Origin of the sequence: Micromonospora sp. NBRC 110038 (genome assembly GCF_020884815.1) — a bacterium.
Taxonomy (GTDB): Bacteria; Actinomycetota; Actinomycetes; order Mycobacteriales; family Micromonosporaceae; genus Micromonospora; species Micromonospora haikouensis.
In genome coordinates, this window is sequence record NZ_BBOL01000007.1 from 143,811 (window position 1) to 166,723 (window position 22,913).

22 protein-coding genes are annotated in these 22,913 nt (G+C 75.7%); 10 read left to right on the forward strand and 12 right to left on the reverse strand.

The window, feature by feature from the left end; translation table 11 throughout:
• The first annotated feature begins 30 nt into the window (after window positions 1-30).
• From LPU61_RS23495 to LPU61_RS23515, 5 genes are read left to right on the forward strand one after another with little or no spacing between them, the layout of a single operon-like run.
• Window positions 31-1,278, forward strand: a complete 1,248-nt coding sequence (locus LPU61_RS23495; RefSeq protein WP_229406154.1) for a hypothetical protein — start codon at window positions 31-33, stop codon at window positions 1,276-1,278.
• Window positions 1,275-3,125 carry an AAA family ATPase gene (locus tag LPU61_RS23500; RefSeq protein WP_043963192.1) on the forward strand — a complete coding sequence of 617 codons (1,851 nt, stop codon included), beginning with the start codon at window positions 1,275-1,277 and terminating at the stop codon, window positions 3,123-3,125. The genes LPU61_RS23495 and LPU61_RS23500 overlap by 4 nt, the downstream gene beginning before the upstream one ends.
• Entirely contained in the window at window positions 3,122-3,766 is a 645-nt protein-coding gene (locus LPU61_RS23505) for a 4Fe-4S single cluster domain-containing protein (RefSeq protein ID WP_229406155.1), read from the forward strand. The genes LPU61_RS23500 and LPU61_RS23505 overlap by 4 nt, the downstream gene beginning before the upstream one ends.
• Window positions 3,754-4,392, forward strand: coding sequence for an FHA domain-containing protein (locus LPU61_RS23510; protein ID WP_052503761.1), 639 nt, complete (start codon window positions 3,754-3,756; stop codon window positions 4,390-4,392). The genes LPU61_RS23505 and LPU61_RS23510 overlap by 13 nt, the downstream gene beginning before the upstream one ends.
• Complete coding sequence (locus LPU61_RS23515) at window positions 4,389-5,144, forward strand: PP2C family serine/threonine-protein phosphatase (RefSeq protein WP_229406156.1); 756 nt, start codon at window positions 4,389-4,391, stop codon at window positions 5,142-5,144. Before LPU61_RS23510 ends, LPU61_RS23515 begins: the two co-directional genes overlap by 4 nt.
• Window positions 5,145-5,175: 31 nt before the next feature.
• On the opposite strand, the gene LPU61_RS23520 is transcribed toward LPU61_RS23515, so the two are convergent.
• Entirely contained in the window at window positions 5,176-7,254 is a 2,079-nt protein-coding gene (locus tag LPU61_RS23520; RefSeq protein WP_229406157.1) for an NACHT domain-containing protein, read from the reverse strand.
• Between LPU61_RS23520 and LPU61_RS23525 the strand changes: the two genes are divergently transcribed.
• The 4 genes from LPU61_RS23525 (at window position 7,225) to LPU61_RS23540 (ending at window position 12,172) form a co-directional block, all read left to right on the forward strand.
• On the forward strand, window positions 7,225-8,538 hold the full coding sequence (locus LPU61_RS23525; RefSeq protein ID WP_229406158.1) for a CHAT domain-containing protein: 1,314 nt from the start codon (window positions 7,225-7,227) through the stop codon (window positions 8,536-8,538). The two genes, LPU61_RS23520 and LPU61_RS23525, sit on opposite strands and share 30 nt — an antisense overlap.
• 3 nt (window positions 8,539-8,541) lie before the next feature.
• Complete coding sequence (locus tag LPU61_RS23530) at window positions 8,542-10,200, forward strand: CHAT domain-containing protein (RefSeq protein WP_229406159.1); 1,659 nt, start codon at window positions 8,542-8,544, stop codon at window positions 10,198-10,200.
• The gene (locus LPU61_RS23535; protein ID WP_229406160.1) at window positions 10,197-11,345 is read left to right on the forward strand and encodes a hypothetical protein; all 1,149 of its coding nucleotides are present in this window, start codon (window positions 10,197-10,199) and stop codon (window positions 11,343-11,345) included. Before LPU61_RS23530 ends, LPU61_RS23535 begins: the two co-directional genes overlap by 4 nt.
• 83 nt (window positions 11,346-11,428) lie before the next feature.
• Window positions 11,429-12,172: a YqjF family protein gene (locus LPU61_RS23540; RefSeq protein ID WP_229406161.1), complete on the forward strand. Its 744-nt coding sequence runs from the start codon at window positions 11,429-11,431 to the stop codon at window positions 12,170-12,172.
• Window positions 12,173-12,224: 52 nt separating this feature from the next.
• Here the strand turns inward: LPU61_RS23540 and LPU61_RS23545 are convergent, their stop codons facing one another.
• Genes LPU61_RS23545 through LPU61_RS23560 form a run of 4 tightly spaced genes read right to left on the reverse strand, consistent with a single transcriptional unit; the run spans window position 12,225 to window position 15,367 of the window.
• Window positions 12,225-13,118 carry a VOC family protein gene (locus tag LPU61_RS23545; protein ID WP_043963184.1) on the reverse strand — a complete coding sequence of 298 codons (894 nt, stop codon included), beginning with the start codon at window positions 13,116-13,118 and terminating at the stop codon, window positions 12,225-12,227.
• Window positions 13,115-13,432: a Dabb family protein gene (locus LPU61_RS23550; protein WP_158499173.1), complete on the reverse strand. Its 318-nt coding sequence runs from the start codon at window positions 13,430-13,432 to the stop codon at window positions 13,115-13,117. Before LPU61_RS23550 ends, LPU61_RS23545 begins: the two co-directional genes overlap by 4 nt.
• A 22-nt stretch (window positions 13,433-13,454) precedes the next feature.
• On the reverse strand, window positions 13,455-13,982 hold the full coding sequence (locus LPU61_RS23555; protein ID WP_199486027.1) for an aromatic-ring-hydroxylating dioxygenase subunit beta: 528 nt from the start codon (window positions 13,980-13,982) through the stop codon (window positions 13,455-13,457).
• A 5-nt stretch (window positions 13,983-13,987) separates the two neighbouring features.
• Window positions 13,988-15,367, reverse strand: a complete 1,380-nt coding sequence (locus LPU61_RS23560) for an aromatic ring-hydroxylating dioxygenase subunit alpha (RefSeq protein WP_043963181.1) — start codon at window positions 15,365-15,367, stop codon at window positions 13,988-13,990.
• Between the two features lie 265 nt (window positions 15,368-15,632).
• Here LPU61_RS23560 and LPU61_RS23565 point away from each other — a divergent pair, with 265 nt between their 5' ends.
• On the forward strand, window positions 15,633-16,739 hold the full coding sequence (locus LPU61_RS23565) for an acetamidase/formamidase family protein (RefSeq protein ID WP_229406163.1): 1,107 nt from the start codon (window positions 15,633-15,635) through the stop codon (window positions 16,737-16,739).
• A gap of 518 nt (window positions 16,740-17,257) precedes the next feature.
• Here the strand turns inward: LPU61_RS23565 and LPU61_RS23570 are convergent.
• From LPU61_RS23570 to fdxA, 7 genes are read right to left on the reverse strand one after another with little or no spacing between them, the layout of a single operon-like run.
• The gene (locus LPU61_RS23570; protein ID WP_043963179.1) at window positions 17,258-18,181 is read right to left on the reverse strand and encodes a ribokinase; all 924 of its coding nucleotides are present in this window, start codon (window positions 18,179-18,181) and stop codon (window positions 17,258-17,260) included.
• Between the two features lie 7 nt (window positions 18,182-18,188).
• Window positions 18,189-18,563, reverse strand: a complete 375-nt coding sequence (locus LPU61_RS23575) for a cupin domain-containing protein (RefSeq protein WP_043963178.1) — start codon at window positions 18,561-18,563, stop codon at window positions 18,189-18,191.
• A 26-nt stretch (window positions 18,564-18,589) separates the two neighbouring features.
• Window positions 18,590-19,384 (reverse strand): HpcH/HpaI aldolase/citrate lyase family protein, encoded by a 795-nt coding sequence (locus tag LPU61_RS23580; RefSeq protein WP_229406164.1) that lies wholly within the window; start codon window positions 19,382-19,384, stop codon window positions 18,590-18,592.
• Window positions 19,384-20,541, reverse strand: a complete 1,158-nt coding sequence (locus LPU61_RS23585; RefSeq protein WP_229406165.1) for a hypothetical protein — start codon at window positions 20,539-20,541, stop codon at window positions 19,384-19,386. Before LPU61_RS23585 ends, LPU61_RS23580 begins: the two co-directional genes overlap by 1 nt.
• Window positions 20,538-21,536 (reverse strand): fumarylacetoacetate hydrolase family protein, encoded by a 999-nt coding sequence (locus LPU61_RS23590; RefSeq protein WP_052503756.1) that lies wholly within the window; start codon window positions 21,534-21,536, stop codon window positions 20,538-20,540. Before LPU61_RS23590 ends, LPU61_RS23585 begins: the two co-directional genes overlap by 4 nt.
• Window positions 21,533-22,504: an NAD(P)/FAD-dependent oxidoreductase gene (locus tag LPU61_RS23595; protein WP_229406250.1), complete on the reverse strand. Its 972-nt coding sequence runs from the start codon at window positions 22,502-22,504 to the stop codon at window positions 21,533-21,535. Before LPU61_RS23595 ends, LPU61_RS23590 begins: the two co-directional genes overlap by 4 nt.
• A gap of 8 nt (window positions 22,505-22,512) precedes the next feature.
• A complete protein-coding gene (gene fdxA, locus LPU61_RS23600) occupies window positions 22,513-22,824 on the reverse strand; it encodes a ferredoxin (protein ID WP_043963176.1) in 312 nt (103 codons plus the stop codon).
• Window positions 22,825-22,913 lie beyond the last annotated feature (89 nt).

Here is a 22,913-nt window from a genome sequence, read left to right on the forward strand (position 1 = left end):
CAGTGAGGTCGCGATGGTGAGGAGGCCGCGATGAGCGGGTTCACCGGCGCCCGGTACGTCGTGGAGACGGCCGCCGAGCGTCTCGCCCGGGAGCAACGGGCCCAGTGGCAGCAGTTCGTGCAGGTCCGGGGCGAGCTGGAGGCGCTGCGCGCCGAGGCCGAGGCGTACCGGTCGGTCTACGGCAGCCGGATCAGCCGGGTCGCCGCCGGCGCGCGGGCCCGCCCCCAGCACTCCCCGCGCCGGATCGCCGCCGCCACCGCCGAGGTCGCCCTGCTGGTCGGCCGCGAGCGGGAACGGCTGCGCACCGAGGTCCTCGCCGCCTCCCGGCAGGACGTCAGCGGCCTGCTCGCCGCCCCGGCGGCCGGGGCGACGCAGCCAGCCCGGCCGCGCCGGCAGTGGGACGAGCGCACCGTCACCGAGCCGGACGCCCGGCGGCGCGACGACGCGACGGCCCGCGCCGCCCGGGCGGGCGACGACGCGGCCGCGCAGGAGCGGCACCGGGCCCGCGCCACCCGGGCCGCCGAACTGCTGTCCCGGCTGCCCGCCGCCACGCCCGACGAGGTCCGCACGCCGTGCGCCGCGGCGGTCGCCGAGATCGCCGCCGGGGCCCCGGCCAGCCGCGCCCACCTGCTGCTGCGCGACCTGGAGGAACGGGTGACCGCCCAGCAGCGCGCCGAGGAACACGTCGCGCTCACCCGCCGCGACCTGCTCACCATCGCCGCCCCGCTGGAGACGGTGCCCGGCGAGGCGGCGGCCCGGCTGCGCAGGCGGGTGGCCCGGCTCGTCGCCGACCGCGCCGACCACGTCCCCGACGGACTGCGGGCCGAGGCCGACGAGGTCGTCGCGCAGGCCGACCGGGCCCGCCGCCGCAAGGCCGTGGCCGACGCCGTCCGGGTCGGGCTCACCGACCTCGGCTACCGCGTCGGCGACGGCTTCGACACGGCCCTGGCCGGCACCGGGGTGGCGTACGCGGCGATGGACGGCGACACCGGCTACGGCGTGAAGGTGCTGCTCGACCGGGACGACCCGGTCATCCGCACCCAGGTGGTCCGCGCCGGCACCGCCCACGCCGCGCGCACCGAGGACGACGCCGCCGCGGAACGGAAGTTCTGCGACGACTACGAGGTGATCAAGCGGCGGGTGCGCCGCGCCGGCATCCCCATCGACCAGTTCGGGCAGGTCGACCCGGGCCGGCAGGCGGTGCAGGTCGTCGCCGACGAGATGATCCCCGCGCAGGCCCACCGTGCCGCCGGGCAACAGAGGAGGCAGGGGCTGTGACCACACCGCCGACCGACGAGACGACCCAGCAGCCGGCGTGGCTGCGCGAGGTGAGCCTCGCGCTCTGCGCGCACCCGCAGGTCCTGCTCACCGGCAACGTCCGCGACCTCTACCGGCTGCCCGACCCGGAACGCGCGGGCGCCGTCCGGTTCATGGGCTTGGTCGAGGCGCTGTGGAGCGTCGCCCGGGCCCGCGGCTACGCGGCGCTGCTGACGTACTCCAGCGGCGTCGGCGTGGAGGTCGCCGCGCAGCTGCCCGACGGCGGCGCGGCGGCCGCCCAGGCCGTGCTGCGCGACGCCGACGTCGAACCGAACCGCCCGCTGCACCTGGCCCAGGTGCGCGACCTGCTCGGCGCGGTGGTGGACGTGCCCCGGCGGCGCGCCGCCGGCCCACCCGTGGCGCTGGCCCTGGTCGACGCGGCCCGGCTGTTCACCGGCGAGCTGCTCTCCCCCGAGGAACGCCTCTTCCTCGCCACCGCCGACCGGCTCGCCTACCGCGCCACCCCGGTGGGCAGCGGCTACAACACCGTCTTCTGGGTGCTCGACCGCGAGCACGACCTGCCGGCGTGGTTCGCCACCGGCAACCACACCCTGCGGATCACCGCGATCCCCGAACCCGACCTGGCGGCCCGCCTCCAGACCGCCAACGACCTGGTCGCCACCCTGCCCGGGATGCCGCAGGACACCGACGAGCGGTGGGCCGTCGCCCGCCGGTTCGCCGAGGCCAGCCACGGCATGCGGCTGCGCAGCATGCGCGACGTGGTGCGCCTCGCCACCGCCGCCGGCATCCCCGGCCCCCGCGTCGACGACGCCGTCCGCGCGTTCCGGGTGGGCGTGCCGGACAACCCGTGGCAGAGCGCCGGGCTGCGGGAACGGCTCAGAACCGCGCAGCAGGAGCTGAGCCACCGGGTGCTGGGGCAGCCCGACGCCGTACGCCGGGTGCTCGACATCCTGGCCCGCTCGGCGACCGGGCTGGCCGGCGCGCACACCGGCGGACGCAGCAAGCCCCGCGGCGTGCTGTTCTTCGCCGGCCCCACCGGCGTCGGCAAGACCGAGTTGGCCAAGGCGCTGGCCGCGCTGCTGTTCGGCGACGAGAACGCCTACCTGCGCTTCGACATGAGCGAGTTCGCCGCCGAACACACCGAGGCCCGGCTGATCGGCGCCCCACCCGGGTTCATCGGCCACGACGCGGGCGGCGAGCTGACCAACGGCATCCGGCAGCAGCCGTTCCGGGTGGTGCTGTTCGACGAGATCGAGAAGGCCCATCCCCGCCTGCTCGACAAGTTCCTCCAGATCCTCGACGACGGCCGGCTCACCGACGGCCGGGGCGGCACCGTCTACTTCACCGAGGCGCTCATCGTCTTCACCACCAACCTGGGCATCGTCATCCAGGACGAGGACGGCAAGCCGAAGGAGAACGTCACCCCCGCCCAGGAACTGCCCGACATCGAGCAGGGCGTACGCCACTACATCGAGGTGTTCTTCCGCCACCTGCTGCGCCGGCCCGAGCTGTTCAACCGGGTGCAGCAGAGCATCGTCGTCTTCGACTTCCTGCGGCCCGAGGTGGCGGTGGAGATCGCCGACCGGGCGATCGGCCGCGTCGCCGAGGCCGTGCACCGCACGTACGGGGCGACGCTGGAGTTCAGCGACGACGCCCGTGACGAGCTGCGCAAGGAAGCCACGTTCGACCTGTCCAACGGCGGCCGGGGCATCGTGTCGGCCATCGAGAGCATCCTGGTCAACCCGCTCGCCCGGGAGGTCTTCGCCAACCCGCCCGCGCCCGGGCAGACGCTGCGCGTCGCCGCGATCGCCCAGGACGGCCAGAACCGCGAGCTGGTGATGGAGTGAGGCTGCGACTGTCCCGGCTGCACCACCCGGTCACCGCCCTCGGGCCGGGCCGCCGCGTCGGCGTCTGGGTGCAGGGCTGCGTCATCGGCTGCCCCGGCTGCGTCTCCCGCGACACCTGGGTCGCCGGGCCCCACCACGACGTCGACGTCGACGACGTGCTCGGCCGGGTCGCCGCCCTCGACCCGGCCGGCCTCACCGGCGTCACCGTCACCGGCGGCGAACCGTCGGAGCAGCCCGAGGCCCTCGCCGCGCTGCTCACCGGGCTCCGCGCGCTCGGCGCCGGGCACGACTGGGACGTGCTGTGCTACACCGGCGTCGAGCTCGACGAGTTCCGGGCCCGCTGCCCCGGGGCGTACCCCCTGGTCGACGCGCTGATCACCGGCCCCTACCGCGCCGGGGAACCGACGGACCTCGTCTGGCGCGGCTCGGCCAACCAGCGGCTGGTGCCGTGCTCGCCGCTCGGCCGCCGCCGCTACGCGCCGTGGGTCGACGCCCGCCGCGACCGCCCCGAGCTGCAACTGCAGGTCGACGACGACCGGGTCTGGCTCGTCGGCATCCCCGGACGCGGCGACCTCGCCCGCGTCGAGCGCGCCCTGCAGGCCCAGGGCATCCGGCTGGAAGGAGTGTCATGGCGGCCCTGACCTGCCCGAACCACGGGCCGCAGCCGGCCGGCGGCGCGTTCTGCCCCAGCTGCATGGAGTTCCTCGTGCCGGAGTCCGCGACACCGGAGGCCGGCGCCGGGCAGGTGTGCCCCATCCCCGGCTGCGGCAACCAGCTCGACGCCGACGGCCGCTGCCCCCTGCACGACCTCGGCGGGATGGCCACCGAGGCCGGCACCTGGGCCGGCGATCCCCCGCCCGGGCGGCCGGCGGACCGGCCGGGCAGCACCGACCGGCCCGCCGGTCCGGGACCGGGCGGCGCGCCCGCCACCACCCGCGACGCGCCGCCGGACGCCACGGCGTACCGGCTGGAGTTCCCGTTCGGGCCGGTCGGCGTCGGCCGCGCCGAGGTCCGCGTCGGCCGCGCCGACGACCTCGGCGACATCGCCGCCCGGCTGGCCGCGCACCACAACGTGTCCCGGCAGCACGCGCTGCTCTGGGTCGAGCACGGCGAGCTGTACGTGCAGGACCTCGGCTCCACCAACGGCACCTACGTCAACGACCGTCGCCTGGACCCGCACACCCGCCAGCGCCTCTTCGACGGCGACGAGCTGCGCCTGGCCAGCACCGTACGGGCCCGGGTGCGCCGCACCGGAGGAACGCCATGACCGCGTCCACACCGGACCCGCGCGCCTTCGCGGCGGTACGGGTCTGCGCCGTCACCGCCCGCGGCGCCGTCCGTGCCGGCAACGAGGACGCCGTCCTCGTCCTCGACTGGATCAGCCAGTCCCCGCGCGCCCGCGTCACCGACCTCACCACCGCCTGGACCCCGCCCCTGGCCTGCGCCGTCGCCGACGGCCTCGGCGGGCACCGCGCCGGTGAGCTGGCCAGCCGGCTCGCCGCCGCCGACCTCGCCAACCGCTACATCGCCTGGGACTCGCCCCGCGCCGTGCACGACGGGATCGTCGCCATCGGCCGCGCCCTGCACGACACGGCCGCCCGCCAACCCGGCACCACCGGCATGCGGACCACCATCGCGGGCGTCCTGCTCACCGGCGACGGCGCGTACGTGTTCAACGTCGGCGACAGCCGCGCCTACCGGATCACCGACGGCTACCTGGAGCAGCTCAGCGTCGATGACGCCGGCCCGGACGGGGCCACGGTCACCCAGTGCCTCGGCGACCCGCCCGACGCCCCCCTCGCCCCGCACGTCGCCCTCGCCCCGCTGGACCCGGCCGGCGCCCGCTTCCTGCTGTGCACCGACGGCGTCCACGGCCAGCTCGACGAGCGGCACCTGCGCACCATCTGCCGCACCCCGGACCCCCGGGCGCTGGTCGAGACGCTGCGCGACGAGGTCTACGCCGCCGGTGCCGCCGACAACCTCACCGCCGTCGTCGTCGACGTCCTGCCCCGTGAGTGAGCAGGCGTCAATCCCACGCAGGGGTCCGGCGTCACGCCCCCGCGGCGGGCAGGCGTCCCGCCCCGGGGGTGAGCAGCCGTTCCCGCAGGCGGGCGTGGCGGAACTGGTAGACGCCGCCGATCTGGCGCAGGACGCCGCGCCGGTGCGCGTCGTCCAGGAACGCCAGCAGCCGCCACGGCAGCTCACCCCGCACCGCGAACCACGCCCGCGCCACCCCGAAGCGACCCCACGCGGTGAACAGCACACTCGCCCCGGCCGTCGCGGCGGCGACCGCGAGGCCGGTGCCCGCGTCGATCAGGGCCGCCGTGGTGAAGCCGAGGATGCCGCCGCGCACGACGGCCTTCGCCAGCGCCGTACGCCGGTCGGCGCCCAGCACCGCCAGCGGACCCGCCGCGGCCGTCACGTCGGTCGGCACGTCCAGCCAGGCGTCCAGGAACAGCGCCAGCAGCAGCGCCCCCGCCGCCGCGACGGCCGCCGCGCCCCCGGCGGCCAGCCACCCGGCGGCGACGATCGCCGCCCCTCCGGTCACCCACCCGACCAGCCCGGGCGTGACCATGCCGCGACGGGGACGCGGCAGGCCCCCCGGGACGCCGCCGGGCCGCAGCAGGCGGGCCGCCTGCCGGTGCCAACCGGCCCCACCGCCGTCGTCTGCCGGCAACCCGGTGGGCACCAACGGCTGGCGGACCATCACGAACCCGCTGACGACCGCGCCAACCACCGCGCCGACGCCACCCGCGACGCCGCCGGCGGCCGACCCGGCCACCACGCCCAGGGCCACCGCGCCGAACACCCCACCGACCGCGGCCGGCACGGCGCGCGGCGGCACGGCGGACAGCCGCCACCAGGCGATGTCCGGCCCGGCGTGCGCCGCCAGCCACGCCAACCAGGGCACGACCCGCGCCGCCGCCCGGGCCGCCGCCCCGCCCGCGTGCTCGGTGTAGGCGACCGCGACGGCCCGGTCCAGCAGGTGCCCGGCGAGGTCGTCGGCCGTGCCGAACCGGCCCGGGTCCAACAGCGCCGCCGGGTCGGCCCCGGTGTCGCTGTAGGCGGCGCGGGCCAGCGACGTCATCAGCGGCGTGGCGAGCACGCGGGCGACGAGCCGGGCCCGGTCGTCGGCGGGCGCGGCGGCGAGCCGGGCCAGCACCGGCTCCCACGCGGTCGCCGAGGCGGGACCGGCGGGACGGGCCGTACGCGGCAGGTACGCCGCCAGGTCCGCCACCCCCAGCGGCAGCAGCCGCACCACGGCCGCGCCGGTGAGCACGTCGCCGCCGCGCACCGCGTCCAGGTACTGCGCGGTCCGGCTCGCCACGACGAGGCCCGGCAGCCCCGGCGACGCGGCGTTGACCGCGAGCAGCGCCACCGGACGCGCCGCCGCCGGCAACTCGTCGAGCCCGTCCAGCACCGGCAGGATCCGCTCCTCGGCGAGCAGGGCCGCCGCCACCGTGCCGAAGTCCGGATGCCCGGCGGCCAACGCCGGATAGTCGGCGGCCAACCGGGCCACCAGCCAGTCGGCGAAGCCCACCCGGCCCGGATCCCAGGACGTCGCCGACAGCAGCACCGGCACCGGCTCACCCGGCCCACCGTCGGCGATCAGGTCCAGCACCAGGCGGATCAGCAGGACCGACTTGCCGCCACCGGCCGGCCCCAGCACCACCAGCCGCCGCGACGGGATCCGGCGGAACACGGCCGCGACCTCCGGAAGCCGCCCGGCGACCGCCACCTCCACCGCCGTCGCACCGGCCGCCGCCAGCCCCACGTTCGCCCAGTGGTCCTGGCCGCCCAGCCCGGCGGGGAGCGCCTCCCACCGCACGGGGATCGGCACCGGGTCCTGGACCCGGCGCAGCGCCTCCTCCACCCGCCACTGCTGACGCACGGCCGCCCGCAGCGCGCCCTGGTGCTCGTCGAGGGACCGCGCGGGCCGGCGGGCACGGCCGCCCCACACGGCGAGGAGCAGCGTCGCCGCCGCGACCGTGAAGCTGCCGACGCTCGCCACCCGGTCCGCGGTCTCCAGGTCGGACCGCCAGATGACCCACCCGGCAACGACGACGGCAACCGTGACGACATACGGAACGAGGGGTTGATGACGGACCTTCGACAGAATTCGCCGCACGCGGTTCATGATGGCGGGCAGCGTCCAGACGCGCTCTACGACCAACTGCGGGCCGCCCACGCCGAGCTGCGGGCGGCCATCGGGGAGATCCAGCGGATCCCCGGCTACGAGCAGTTCCTCGCCCCGGTCGAGATCGGCGACGTCACGGGCGCGGCCGACCACCCCCTGGTGTACGTCACACCGGCCGACGACACCGGCCTCGCGCTCGTCGTGCGGGGCGACGACATCGTCGACGTGCCGCTGCCGCACCTGCGGGCGGCCCAGGTGCACGAATGGGCCGAACGGCACCGCGAGCACTTCCCCACCGCCGACGCCCCCGCCTCCCGCCGGGCCGCCTGGGACCGGCACCTCGCGCAGCTGTGCGACTGGCTGTGGGAGGCCGTCGCCGGGCCCCTGCTGACCGAGCTGGCCGGCGAGTCGCGGGCGTCGGTCGTACCGTGCGGCCTGGTCGGGCTGCTGCCCCTGCACGCCGCCCGGTACGCCGACGCCGCGCGCCCGGCGGGTTTCGGCTACCTCGCCGACGCGCTCGCCCTCAGCTACGTGCCGAACGCCCGGGCGCTGGCCGCGAGCCGGCGGCGGGCCGCGGCCGCCCCCGACGGGGGCCTGCTCGTCGTCGCCGACCCGGAGCTGTCCTACGCCCGGTGGGAGGGGGCCGCGGCCGCCGCCACCTTCGACGGCCCGGTCACCACGCTCACCTGGCCCGACGCGACCGTCGCGCGGGTCCGCGCGGAACTGCCCGCCGCCCGGGTCGCCCACTTCGGCTGCCACGGCAACGCCGACCAGCGGGACCCGCTGCGCAGCGCCCTGCGGCTGGCCGGCGAGGCCCGGCTGCGGCTGGCCGACGTGCTGCCGCTGCGGCTGCGCACGCGACTGGCGGTGCTGTCGGCGTGCGAGACGTTCCTGCCCGGCCTCGACCTGCCCGACGAGGTGATCTCCCTGCCTGCGGGCCTCGTGCAGGCCGGCGTCGCGGGCGTGCTGGCGTCGATGTGGCCGGTCGACGACCACGCCACCGCCCTGCTCATGACCGAGTTCTACCGACGCTGGCGCGCCGACGACGCCACCTCGCCCGCCGAGGCGCTGGCCGGCACCCAGCGGTGGCTGCGCGACGTCACCCCGGCACAGCTGGAGGACCGCTGGGCCCAGGCCCTCGACGCGGGCGAGGCATGGCTGCCGGTCGACGCCGCCGAGGCGCTGCTGCCGCAGGTGTTCCGCAGCGGCAGCGGCGACTCCCGCCCGTGGTCCGCGCCGTCGGTGTGGGCGGCCTTCGCGTTCACGGGGGCGTGAGCGGTGCCCGACGACACCTGGACCCTGCGCTGGGTCGCCGCGCAGGCCCGCACCCGCCTCGGCGAACTCGTCGCCGACGCGGAGGCCGCCGCGCGCATCGACAAACTGCTGGCCGAGGCCCTGGCCCGGCCGCCGGGGGTGCTGGCGGACCTGGCCCTCGCGCGCGCCCTGCGCGGCGACCCCGCGCTGGAACGGTGGGCGATGGAGACGCTACGCGCCGCCGAGAGCCGGTTCCGCGCGGAACCCGGCAGCGCCCCGCCGGTGCGCTACCTGACCACGTCCCTGCCCCACCAGGCCCGCCTCGGCACCCGGTTCCCGCTGCACGTGACGATCAGTCGCGACGGCGGCCCCGGCAGCGTCCCCACCCGGCCGTTCCCCGTCCCCGAGCGGGGGGTCGACGTGCTGGTCACGGTCGCCTCGCCGACGCTGTCGATCGAGTCGGACGCCGTCCACGTCGTGCGGGTCCATCCCAGCGACGACCCCGACGGCGTCGTGTTCGTGCTCGGCGCCGCCGAGGAGGGCCGGCACGAGGTCACCGTCCGGGCCTTCCTCGACGGCGGCGGCAGCCAGATCGCCGCGATGGTCCGCACGGTCCTGGTCACCGACTCGGCGTCGTACGCACCGCCGCACCGGCTGACCGCCCGCGTCGAGCACCTCACCCCCCGGCCCGACGAGGTGGCCCTCCAGGTCGACCGCCACCGCGACGGCTACGCCTTCCGGCTCGTCGGCCGCGACGGCCCCACAGCGACGGCCGAGTCGGTCCCCCGGGGGCTGCTCGCGGACCTGCTGCGCACCGTCAACGCGGCGGCCCGGGGCACCGGCGGGCGGCCCGCCGCCGTGCGGGGCGAACTCGCCGGGTACGGCACGCTGCTGTGGCGGGCGCTGCCGCCGGAGATCGGCCGTGAGGTCGAGGCCCGGCTGGCCACGGCCACCGGCCTGACCATCTGCAGCGACGTCAGCGAGCTGCCGTGGGAACTGCTCCTGCCGCCCACCTGGGACGAGTTCCCCGCCGAGCGGCTCGCGGTCATGCGGCAGACCGGCGGCCACTCCCCCGCCCGGTCGCTGGCGCTGACCGACGCGGTCTTCGTGCACGGCCGCAACCCGCCCACCGGCGCCGTGGCCGAGATCCGGGAGGTCAACGCCGGCCTCGACACCCCGGGCGCCCTGGTCACGTCGACCGAGGAACTGCTGCGCCGCATCGAACGGGGCGACTTCGGCCTGCTGCACCTCGCCTGCCACCAGGACCAGCCCGGCGCGGACTCCGACGGCGGCGTGGCGATGGACGACGGCCGGTTCCGTCCCGTCGCGCTGGCCCGCGCCGCCGGCCGGGGCAGCCTGCGCGCCCGCTGCCCGCTGGTGTTCTTCAACGCCTGCCGCAGCGTCGACGGCGGCTCCTACGACACGCTCATGGGCGGCTGGGCCAACGAGTTCGTCCGCGCCGGCGCGGGCGCGTTCGTCGGCTCCACCTGGGCCGTCCGCACCGACTCGGCGCACCGCTACGCCGACCGGTTCTACGCCGAACTGCGCGGGGGCGCGCCGCTGGCCGCGGCGTCCTTCGCCGCCCGCCGGGAGCTGCTCGCCGACCCGGGTGACCCGACCGGCCTCGCCTACGCCGTCTACGGCGATCCGCAGGCCACCGTCCTGACAGGAGCGACCGCATGAGCGAGGACCGTCCCGTCATCGTGATCCACGGCATCGCCAACCGCGACCCGCAGGTGGTCGCCGGCCGGGTGGCGGAGCTGAGCGCCGCCGCCCTCGGCCGGTGGACGATGCACTCCGCCTACTGGGGCGACCTCGGCTCGTCCACCCTCGGCGTGGAGTTGGCCGTGCCGCCCGGCCCCGGGCAGCCCTGGGACGTCCGCGACGGCGAGCCACCGCCGGCCGCCGACGACGCCGGCCTGGGACTGGCCGGCCCGGTCCCGTTGACCCCCGCGCAGCGGCTGGAGCTGGTCCGGGCGCGGGCCCGGCAGACGCTGGACCCGCCGCTGGTCGAGTCGCGGGGCGCGCCGCCGGACGTCACCGGCGAGGTGCTGGACGCGATCGCGCAGGAGTGGCCGCGGACCCGGTGGCTGCGCCACGCCGACGACCCGACGCTGCTGGCCGAGGTGGGCGCGGCGCTCGCCGGGGCGGCGCTGGACGCGGTGGGCGACGCCGGTCACGAGGTACGCGACCCGGGGGCCATCCGCCGCACCATCCGCCGCCGCCTGCCCGAGCTGGACCGGGTGGCCGGCGCGGCCGTCGGCGCCGCCGGGGAGCGCTTCTACACCTGGGCCCGGATCGCCCGCGCCCGGTACGTCGCCCTCACCCTCGGCGACGTGCTGGTCTACCAGCGCCACGGCGAGCGGATCCGGGCCCGCATCCGCGAGCGGATCGCCGCCGTCGCCGGGGAACGCGCCGGGCGGGAGGAGCCCGTGCACCTGATCGGGCACAGCCTCGGCGCGGTCATCGCGCTGGACCTGGCCACCGGCGAGGACCCGGTACGCACGGCGGGGCTGGTGACGTTCGGCTGCCAGTGGCCGCTGTTCCACCTGTTCGACCCGCGCGGCGGCCAGCTCGCCCCGTACGACGGCAGCGGGCCGGTGCTGCTGCCGGACTCGCTGGACCGGTGGTCGAACCTGTGGCATCCGCTGGACCCGCTGGGTTTCGTCGCGAGCCGGCTGTTCCGCTGGGCGGACGGCTCCACGCCCCGGGACGTGCGGGTGGAGCACCTGCTGTCGGACCAGCTCTACACGCACTCGGCGTACTGGACGAACCCGCGGCTGGTCTCGGTGCTGCACGAGACGTTCGCGGAGCCGGAGAGCCGGTGAGTCGGGGCGGTCGTGCGGGGCGGCGCACGCCGCGTAGAGCGTCCTAGGAGGATGGCCCGGGTGGGGTGGGGAAGGATGGGGGCGTGGACATCGAGCCGGTCGACCCCGCCCCCGTCCGGGCGTTCCCCCGGGCGAGCCTGCGGCAACGCTGGACGGACCTGACCTTCGTGCACTGGGCGGTCGCGCCGGAACTCGTCGCGCCGCTGCTGCCCGCCGGCACCCGCCCCGACACCCTCGACGGGGCGGCCCACGTCGGCCTCGTCGGCTTCCGGATGGTCGGGCTGGGCCTCGGCCGAGGGCCGGGGGTGCCGTACCTCGGCACCTTCTGGGAGACCAACGTCCGGCTCTACTCCGTCGACGACGCCGGGCGGCGGGCCGTGGTGTTCCGGTCGCTCGACGCCTCCCGACTGGTCCCGGTGCTCGTCGCCCGGGCGAGCCTGCGGCTGCCTTACCTGTGGTCGAGGATGCGGCTGGACCGCGACGGCGACACCCTCACGTACCGCTGCCGGCGCCGCTGGCCCGGCCCGGCCGGCGCGGCGAGCCGCCTGGTGGTCCGGGTCGGCGACCCGATCGCCGACCCGACGCCGCTGGAACACTTCCTCACCGCCCGCTGGGGGCTGCACACCCGGGCGTACGGGCGCACGCTGCACCTGCCGAACTGGCACCCCCGCTGGCCGCTGCACCGGGCCGAGCTGCTGAGCCTGGACGACGAGCTGGTCGCCGCCGCCGGGCTGCCCGCGCCCGCCGAACCGCCGGTGAGCGTGCTCTACTCCCCCGGCGTGCCGGTCGTGTTCGGCCTGCCCACCGTCACGCGCCGGCCCGGCTGACGGGCCGGCAGGGGCCCGCCGCCGGACCGGCGCGCGACGAGGTGCGGTGGGATCAGAACCGGCCCCAGTCGTCGGCGGCCGGCCGCCACACGTCGATGTTGCGGGGGTCCACCGACATGCGGCGGGCCCGGTGGGTCTCGTGCTCCTCGGGCGTGAAGACCCGGTGCCGGTCGCACAGCTCGTAGCGCGGCCCGTGCACCGGGTCGTGCATGTAGAAGGCGATCGACGTCGACGCGGAGTGGTTGACCAGGTCCGAGGCGATGGGCACCTGCTTGTACTGGGCCCGCGCCCGGCCACGCATCACGTGGTCGAAGCTCTTCATCATGAAGCACAGGTGCGCGACGTAGAACTCCTTGTTGCGCTGGATCGCCAGGCTGTGGTGGTAGCGGTCCTCGCTGCGCAGGAAGGCCGTCACGTCGCCGACGTAGTCGGAGACGAGGAAGCCGAGCACCTCGGTGTAGAAGCGCAGGGTCTCCTCGTACTTCTCGGTGGCGAGGAACGGGTGCACCAGGTCCAGCGGGCGCAGCTCGATCAGCGGCGGCTCGGCGTACTCGGCGAACTCGGTGAACAGCTCGACGATCAGGCCGTTGGGGTCCTTGACGGCGAAGCCGCGCTGGACGAGCCCCTTGACCCGGTCGGCCAGCTCGAGCACCTCGTGCCCGGCCGCGGTGACCCGCTCCCGCAGGTCGTCGAGGACCGCGTCGGACTCGACGCTGAACCCGACCGCCGTGGTCCAGGAGGCCTCCCGCTGCGGCGCGGCGACCAGCTCGATGCTGTGGTGCTCGATGTCGGCGCGCAGGAAGGCGTACTCGTCGTCGTGCTGCTCCAGCTGCAGGCCGACGTGGTACTGGAGGAACTCGATGGAGGCGGCCAGGTCCGGCACCTCGATCCGGGCGTACTCCATGCCGTACGGCCCGCGGCGGCGGGCGGCGGCCTCGGTGGTCATCTGCTACCCCTCTCGGTGTGCTGGTGGTCCCCGGCGGTGGGGAAGCTGACGATGGCCTGGCGCTCGACGACCGGACGCCAGCGTTCCCGGACGAACCGCTCGTGCGAGTCGCTGTGCAGGTAGTCGAGCAGGTCCTGCTCGGTGGGGAACTCCACGACGAAGCCGTGGCTCATGGTGTCGTCGCGGGTGCTGACGTTGGCCCCGCTGCGCCAGTTGCGCATCGCCGGATACCGCGACGGGAACGTCTCCAGCTCGGCCAGGACGGACTCGGCCGCGCCGGGCGGCAGGTCGTCGCGGAAGCGGAACACGAGCATGTGGGTGATCATGGCGGCCGGCTCAGAGGATGAAGCTGAGTCGGGCGCCGGGGTCCATGGACTCCATCACCGGCACGGCCCGCCGCACCCGGAACCGCAGCCCGTCGGCCTCGACCTTGAGCACGTGCTCGTAGCGGCCCACGTAGGTGTAGGCGCCGCCGTCGCGGTAGCGGTGGATGACGAAGTTCGCCGTGATCCAGACGGTCTCCGCGCCGGCCTCCAGCAGGATCACGTTGGACACCATGCGGTGGGTGCGCGAGTGCGGGTTCTCCGCGTGCGCCTTGCGGCTCTTGAGCCGCTTGACCCGGGCCCGGATCAGCTCGTAGTCGTCGGCGACGAAGTATCCGGCGGTGGTGGCGTCCCAGCCGGCCCAGTCGGTGGTCGGCACCTCCAGCCGGCCGCCGGGCTCGAAGAGGGTCAACCACTCGTCGAGGCGCCACTCGTCGAGCAGCTGGGCCTCGCGGTAGAGGAACTCCTCCACCTCGGCGCGGGTGACCTCGCGCGACTCCACACTCACCACTCCCCCACGGCTGCCGTTGGTCGACGTCACGGCGCTCACTCCCCCGCCCTGGCGGCGGCCGGGCCGCTCGCCGGGGCACCGGCCGGCGGCGCGCCGGCCACGCTGGTGGACGCGCCGACGACGTGCGCCCAGTGCCGCCAGAAGCTGCGCATCGCGCCCTCGTCGATCGAGCGCCCCTGGTTGCCCTGCTTCTCGTTGGCCATGCCGCGCGACATGTCGCTCCAGTCGTGGGCGGGGTCGGCCGCGTCGGCGGTGGCGATGATGCCGCGCTGCACCGCCTCGTACGCCTCGATGTCGTCGGGGGTGGCCAGGCCGCCCGGCCCGACGAAGCTGACCATCGTCTTGATCCGCAGCGCGCGCACCGACTCGGGCTCGCCGACCTCGACGAACTGCCACGCCCGCACGTCGGTGCGGTCGGCGGCGACCGGTTCGAGCTGCCGGATGGTCAGCGCCTCCAGGTCGAACAGCAGCAGGTTGGGGAAGACGAACAGGATGCGGCTGGCGTCGGCCACCTCGGCGGCGAGCTCGGGCCCGAGGCGGGCCTCCAGCTCGCGCCGCTTGACGACGGTGCGCTCCTTCTCCTCCTCGCCGAAGCGGGGCTCCCAGACCATGCCGATGCGGCCGTTGTGTCCGGTGAGGACGAGCAGGCCGTGGCCGCCGCCGAGGTCGTAGGCGTACTGGTCGTCGTCGGTGACGGCGAAGCCGGTCTCACGCAGGTAGCCGACGAACGTGTTGTGCGTCGGGGCGAAGTGGTAGCCGTCCATGGCGTTCTCGACGGCCAGCTTCCAGTTGCCCTTGACGCTGTAGAGCTGCACCCCGGGCAGGGTGGTCATGCCGCGCTCGCCGATCTTGGCCGTGAGCGACATGTAGTGCGCCGCCGGGCCGAGGTGGGTCAGCAGGTCGGGCACGTCGGGGTCGAAGGCGATGAAGACGAAGCCCTCGTGGATCTGCAGGCGGGGCACCTGACGCAGCGCCATCGACGCCCGGAAGGCCGGGTCGTCGGGGTACGCGTCGTCGCCGGGCAGCGCGGCCAGCTCGCCGGAGTTGCTGAACGCCCAGGCGTGGTAGAAGCACTGGAAGAACTTGGTGTTGCCCTCGCTGTGCCGGCACAGCACGGTGCCCCGGTGGGTGCAGGAGTTGAAGAACACCCGCACCTCGCCGTCGGCGTCGCGGCAGAAGATCAGCGGACGCCCGCCCAGCGTGCGGGTCTTGAAGTCGCCCGCCTTCGGGATCTCCGTCTCGTGACCGAGGTAGAGCCAGGTGTGCCCCCAGATCCGCGCGATCTCCTCGGCGAACACCTCCGGCTCGCGGTACGCCGAGCGGTGCACGCGGAACCGCAGCGCCTCCCAGTCCTCGTCGATCATCGCGCCGTCACCGGGTGCACCGAGCGGGCGTACCGGCGTCTGCTGCGCCATCACCTCACCGCCTTCTACGTCATGCGAGACAGCGTCTCGCACCACGATGCTGCTATCCGGCCCTGCCACCTGTCAAGAGCAGGAGATACTCCGGCACCGGGTTACTCGCTGTTAATGCGGACGCAACACGCAACGGCGGTTTCGTTGGCCACGATGCCGAACGTCGACAGGGCGCGGCCACGCCGCTGCATTGCGAGCACGGGCCCCCTGCGCCGCACGCCGCCCATCGCACCGCCAGCCGGTGTCACCCCTCCCGGAGGATCCCATGCTCCAGCCGCACGAAGGCCCGATCGCTGGAACCCACTACCTGCCCAGCACGCCCGACACCTGCCTGTGGGGGCGGCTGCCCGCCCGGCGGCACGAACCCGTCCTGCGGATCCGCTCCGGCGAGACGGTGACGATCGACACGCTCAGCCACGAGGGGATCCTGGAGGACCAGGGCCGCGACCCGGTCGCGTACCTCAAGCAGTTCGACGTACCCGCCGACGGGGTCCTCGCCGACGCCCGCGACCTGGCCGCCTCCGACGTCGCCCACGACTACGACGCCGACGGGCCGCACGTGGTCACCGGGCCCATCGCGGTCGACGGGGCCGAGCCGGGCGACGTGCTCCGCGTGGAGGTCCTCGACCTGCTCATCCGGGCCCCGTACGGCTTCGTCAGCAGCCGCCACGGCTACGGCGCGCTGCCCGGCGAGTTCCCGCTCACCCCGACCGACACCGGTGCGGGCGGCGACGTCCCCCGCGAGTACGGCAGCGTCTGCCACTTCACCGAGGTGGTCAGCAGCGGCGGCCGGCTGTACGGGACGCTGCCGTACGGCGACGGGCGGGCCGCCCGCTTCCCCCTCGCCCCGTTCCTCGGCCTGATGGGCGTGGCGGTGGACACCGACGACCCGGTGCACTCCGTGCCGCCCGGCGCGTTCGGCGGCAACCTCGACATCAACGAGCTCCAGATCGGCTCCGCCCTCTACCTGCCCGTGCAGCTGCCCGGGGCCGGCTTCTACGCCGGCGACCCGCACTACGCCCAGGGCGACGGCGAGGTGGCGCTGACCGCCCTGGAGGCGCCGCTGCGGGCCACGTTGCGGCTGTCGGTCATCCCGCAGGCGCAGGCGGGGGCCCTGGGCGTCGCCGACGGCCCCTTCGCCGAGACCGCCACCCACTGGCTGCCCGTCGGCCTGCACAGCGACCTCGACGAGGCGATGCGCCGGGCCGTACGCGCCGCCGTCGCCTTCCTCGCCCGCACCCAGGGCATGCCGCCGCAGACCGCCCTGGCCTACCTGAGCGCCGCCGCCGACTTCGAGGTCAGCCAGGTCGTCGACGGGGTGAAGGGCATCCACTGCCTGATCCGCAAGGCGGACTTCCCGGCCCACGTCTGAGCCGGGCGACGGGCGGGACGGGCCCGGGTGGGCCCGGGTGGGCCGGCGCGGGCGTGGATGGGCCTCCGCCCCGGCCCGCCACCCGCACGTCCGCCGCGGGCCCGTCCGCCCCTCGGCAGCGCCGCCGGAGCAGGCGAGCGGGTGGGCGGCGAACGGGTGGGCGGGCCAGCGGGCCCGCAGAGCCGCCCGGCAGGTGACGTACCGTCACCCGCCGCCGCCCTGCGGCCACGAGTCCCCCGGCGCCCTTTGCTCTGCACCCGGATACGCAACGGTTGACCCGCCGTGACGGGCCGCTTCACCCCCGGACATCGACGTTCGGGATTCCGCCTGGTGGGTGGGGTGCTGCGTGGGCGGGTGCAGAGCAAAGCGAGCGCGCGACGTTGTCCGGGGTCGAAGGAGCGCCACGGAGCGTGAAGGCGGCGACCCCACCGGCAGACGGCACCAGCATGTACACGCACCGTGGCCGGCACCGGTGGGCGAGCCGGGGGTGGGCTCCACCCCCGGCGCCGCTGCGGCCCCTACGAGGCCGCCGGCACCTCGGCGCGACGGGGCGCGGCGGCCATCGCGCCCGGCCGGGTCACGGTCACCGCCGCCACCCGGCTCGCCCAACGGGCCGCCTCGTCGATCGCCGCGCCGTCGAGCAGCGCGTCGGCCAGCGCCGCGCAGAAGGTGTCCCCCGCGCCGGTGGCGTCCACCGCGTCGACGCGCTCGGCCGGCACCAGCCACTCCCGGTCGGCGGTGACGACCAGCGCACCGTCCGCGCCGAGGGTCACCACCACCGGCCCCCGCGTCCCCAACGACCGGGCCAGCGCGGGCAGCCCGGCCAGCGCCGCCGGATCTGCCGGGCCGGGTGGGGACGCCGCGGCCGGAGCCCCGGCCAGGGCCGCCAGCTCGCCCCGGTTCGGCACCAGGATGTCGACCCGGGCCAGGGTCGCCGCGTCCACCGGCCGGGCCGGGGCCGGGTTGAGCACCACCAGGCCACCCGCAGCGGCCACCGCGGCGGCGACCACCTCGGCGCCGACCTCCTGCTGCAACAGCACCGCGCGGGCCGAGGCGATCAGGTCGTACGACGGCGCGAGGTGCTCGGGCGCGAGCCACATGTTGGCCCCGGAGCTGACCGCGATGGTGCTGTCGCCGTCGGCGGTGACCAGCACGATCGCCTGACCGGTCGGGCGGGGCGCGCGCAGCACCCCGGTCGTGTCCACGCCCTCGGCGGCGAGCAGCCCGGTGAGCCACTCCCCCTCCGGGTCGTCGCCGACCGCGCCGACCATGGCGACGCGGCGGCCCAGCCGGGCGGCGGCGACCGCCTGGTTGGCGCCCTTGCCGCCACCGGCGCGCCGGTGGTCGGCGGTGCCGAGCACGGTCTGTCCGGGCGCGGGCAGCTCGGCCAGGGGCACCACCACGTCGACGTTGAGGCTGCCCACCACCACGATGTCGGTCACGGCGGCCTCAGCCCTGCCCGGGACGCCAGGCGTGCGCCAGGAAGTCCGCCCGGGGCGGCGCGAAGACGTCCAGGTTGATGCAGGGGCCCTCGGTCGGCTCGACGTAGTGCTCCGCGCCGCGCGGCACGAGCAGCATCGAGCCCGCCCCCATCGGGTTCGCCACCCCGTCGACGTAGTAGTTGCACCGGCCGCCGAGGATCAGCACGAGCTGGTCGAAGTCGTCGTGGTGGTGCGGGTTGAGCGTCATGCCCACGCTCAGTTCGTGCCAGGCCAGCACGACCTCGTCGGTGGCGTACACCTTGCGGCGCACCCCGGGCCGCACGTCGGTGGCCGGGATGTCGTCCCAGTTCACGGCGATGCCGTAGAGCTGCGGGTTGAGCATGTCAGCGCTCCCTTTCCGGGTCGGGGTCAGCCGGCGAGCCGGCGCAGGCCGGCGCCGAGCAGTTGCAGGTCCGAGCCGACCACCAGGTAGCCGGCGTCGGTGAGGCCGTACCGGCCCAGGGCCTCGGCCGTGCGGTCGGCCGCCCAGCCGCCCAGCGCGGCCCCGGTCCCCCGGGCCGCCTCGGCGACGTCGCCGGTCCGCCGCAGCAGCGGCGTCGGGTCGTCGGTGCTGGCGAGGCCGAGGCTGACCGCCAGGTCGGTGGTGCCGACGAACCCGACGTCCACGCCGGCCAGCAGGTCGGGCAGGGGGTCGTCGGTGGTCGCCGTCTCGATCTGGGCGACCAGCAGCGGCGGGTCGGCGGCCTCCGCCGCCAGGTACCGGTCGAGGCCGCCGACACCGTAGCCGGCCGCCGAGTGGGCGAGGCTGATGCTGCGCCGCCCGTGCGGGGCGTACCGGCTGGCCGCGCGCAGCGCCTCCACCTCGGCCCGGCTGCGGACGGTGGAGAGCTGGACCCCGACGGCGCCGGCCTCCAGCAGCCGGTTGACCTGGCCCGGGTCGACCGCCGGCACCCGGACCAGCGCCGGCAGGCCGAGCGCGGCGGCGAACCGGAGCTGGTCGGCGGCGGTGCGCTCGTCCAGCGCGGAGTGCTCCAGGTCGACCACGACGAAGTCGAGCCCCGCCTGGGTGGCCAGGGCCACCACGTCGGGGCCGGGCAGCTTGAGGAACGTGCCGACGAGCCGCCCGCCACCGCGCAGCGCCCCCCGCAGTCGCCTGCGGGAGCGGTGCACGCCGACGGGCGGCTCGGCATCGGTGGCGGGCATCAGCGGTTCAGGCCCCGCCACGGCACGGTCGGCACCTGCTCGCCGGCGAGCAGCACCAGGCTCGGCTCCAACCGGGGCGCGACGATCCGGTTGCCGGCGGCGTCGGGCAGCTCGGCCTCCTCGGCGTCGGCGAGGACCGTGACGTGGGCCGGGCCGCCCTCGACGAGGCTGCCGTAGCCCTCGGCGTCGAGGCCGGTCAGGCGGGCCGGGGCGGACGTCACCCGGGGCACGATCTGCTCCATGGTCATGCCCATGGCCCGCAGCTTGGCCATGCTGGTGACCAGGTCGAACACCGGGCCGCGCCAGTTGCGGCCGCTGGTGTCGGAGGTGATCACGTCGGGCAGGAAGCCCTGCTCGATGGCCGGGCGGGCCACGGCGAAGCTGAGGTTGCTCTTGCCGTGGGCCGACTCGAAGAGCACGCCGCGCTCGCGGGCGGCGTACACCTCGGGCAGGACCTTGCCGTCGCCGAGGATGCCGTACGGCTTGCCTGTGTAGCAGTGGGCCACGACGTCGCCGGGGCGCAGCAGGTCGAGGATCACCGGCAGCGGCTCCGGGGTCTCCCCGATGTGGATCATCAGCGGGAGCCCGGCCTCGGCCGACAGCGCCAGGGACCGCTTGAGCAGCGTCCGCCACTCCAGCCCCACGACGTCCTCGGAGAGGCGGATCTTGAAGCCGCGTACCCGGTGCGGGTTGGCGGCGGCGATCTCCAGGGCGTCCTCCGGCACCAGCGTGCCCGGGTTGAGCAGCTCGCCGAACCGGAAGTCGATCAGGCCGAGGACCGAGACGTTGAGGAAGTTGACCAGCCGCATCCGGGCCGGGGCGGCGACGAAGCGCTCGAACGCGGCGAAGGTGGACGCGCCGACGGTGCCGGCGTCGCAGGCCGCGACGACGCCCCGGTGCAGGTGCGCCTCGTCCGGCGGCGCGCCGACCTTGGAGACCTCGGCGAAGATGTGGGTGTGCGCCTCGACCAGGCCGGGCAGCACGTACTGCCCGGAGCAGTCGACCACCTGCCGGCCCTGCGCGGCGAGGCCGGGGGCGATCCGGGCCACCCGGTCGCCGGTCACCGCGACGTCGGTCACTCCGCTGGCGCCGGTGGCGGCGTCGAACACCTCGCCGCCGGCCAGCACCAGGTCGTAGCGCGGGGAACTGTCAGTCATGGCATCAGACTCTCTGTACGAAGCGGCAGCGACGGGCGGGCGTCGCCGGGAAGGGGGTCGGGCTCGGCCGTCGAAGCCGGGGTCCCGGCTGTCGCGGCCGGGGTCTCGGCTGCCTGGGCCGGGGTGTCGGCGCGGAACCGGGTGCGCAGCGGCAGCACCCCGGCGACGGTGACCTCGACCAGGTCGCCGGGGCTCAGGAAGCAGCCCCGGTCCTGGCCGGTGCCGGTGGGGGTGCCGGTGAGCACCACGTCGCCCGGCTCCAGCACCACGTACCGGGAGATCCAGGCAAGCAGGTCGGGCACCGGGAAGATGAGGTCGGCGGTGCTGGCCTGCTGGCGCAGCTCCCCGTTGACCGTGGTCCGTACGCCGATGGCGTCGCGGTCGGCGACCGCGTCCAAGCCGAGCACCGACGCGCCGAGCGCCCCGAAGCCGGGGAAGCTCTTGGCCAGGGTGGGGCTGCCGGAGGCGACCATCACGTCGCGGCAGGTCAGGTCGTTGGCGGCGGTGATCCCGGCGACGTGCGCCCAGGCCCGCTCGGCGGGCGTGTGGTGCATCCGCGCCCCGATGACCAGGGCGACCTCGCCCTCGTAGTCGGACTGCGTGCTGACCGAGGTGGGCAGCGGCACGGTGTCGTCGGGGCCGGAGCCGGCGTTGGGCGACTTGAGGTAGAGCACGGGCTGGGTGGGCAGGGGCCGCCCGGTGGTGCGTGCCTTGCAGTGGTAGTTGAGGCCCACCCCCCACACGGCCGGCGTCCCGCCCAGCGGGGCGACGACGTCGCCGGCGAGGGCGTCGAGGGGCAGCCGGCGGCGCACGGCCGCGGCGCGGGCCGGGGCGAGCCCGGCGCCCGCGCGCAGCAGCGCGGCCACGTCGGCGTACGGCAGGTCGAGCAGCTCGACGTCGCCGTCGCCGGTGAGCCGGCCCAGCCCGTGCCGGGTGGCGACCAGGTGCGTGCCGTCGCCGGCGGTGTGCCGGGCGTCGTCGCGGGGGGCGGTCATGCCGCGTCCGAGGAGTGTCCGGGCACCGTGCCCAGCGCCGGGTTGACCAGCGGGGCGAGGTTGTTGACGGCGGCGGCGGCCTCGCCGAAGCCGACGGAGATCAGCCGCACCTTGCCCTCGTAGTCGGTGATGTCGCCGGCGGCGAAGACGCGCGGCAGGTTGGTGCGCATCGACCGGTCGACGGCGACGTAGCGCCGGTGCATCTCCAGCCCCCAGCGTTCCATGGCGCTGAGGTCGGCGATGAAGCCGAGGGCGGCCACCACCGCCTGCGCGGGCAGCTCCTCGCGGCCCTCGCCACGCACCTCGGCGATCGTCACGGAGGTGACGTTCTGCTCCCCGGCGATGCCGCACACCTCGTACGGGGTGACCACACGCACGGTGGACGACTCCAGTTGGGCGACGCTGTGCTCGTGGGCGCGGAACTGCGGCCGGCGGTGCACGAGGGTGACGCTGCGGGCGTGCGGCTCCAGCGCGAGGGCCCAGTCGACGGCGGAGTCGCCGCCGCCGACCACGACGACCTCCTGGCCGGCGAGTTCGTCGAGGCGGGGCACGAAGTAGCGCAGGCCCCGGCCGAGGTAGTCGCTGCCGACGGGCAGCTCGCGGGGGGTGAAGGTGCCGATGCCGGCGGTGAGCAGGACGGCCTTGGCGCGCACCTGGGTGCCGGCGTCGGTGCCGATGAGCACGTGGTCCTCGGCGCAGGTCAGGTCGACGGCGCTCTCGCCGAGCAGGAACGTCGGCTTGGCGGTGGCGGCCTGGGTGAGCAGGGCGTCGACGAGTTCCTGGCCGCGCACCGAAGGCAGGCCGGCGATGTCGTAGATGGCCTTCTCGGGGTAGAGGGCGGCGATCTGGCCGCCGGGTTCGGGCAGCGAGTCGATCACCGCCACGCTCATCCCCCGGAAGCCGGCGTAGTAGGTCGCGTACAGGCCGGCGGGGCCGGCGCCGACGATCGCGAGGTCGACCTCGTGCAGCTCGCCCATCAGGTGGCGCTCCCCGCGACGGCCGGGTGGTCGTGGCCGACCCGACCGATCTTGCGGGCCCCGCCGGGGCTGCCGATCTCGCCGAAGAACTCGGCGTTGATCGGGCCGAAGTGGGCCCGGTCGGCCGGCAGGTCCTCCAGGTGGAAGATCGACGTGACGGGGCAGACCGGCTCGCACCGCCCGCAGTCGACGCACTCGTCCGGGTTGATGTACATCATCCGGTCGCCCTCGTAGATGCAGTCCACGGGGCACTCCTCGACGCAGGACCGATCCTGCACGTCCACACACTCGTCGGTGACCACGTAGGTCATCGGTCCTCCAGCGGTTGGGTCGGCCGTCCGCATCCGCACCGCTGACCGTCGCGCTGACGTCGCCGGATGCGGGGCGATGTCGTTGATGT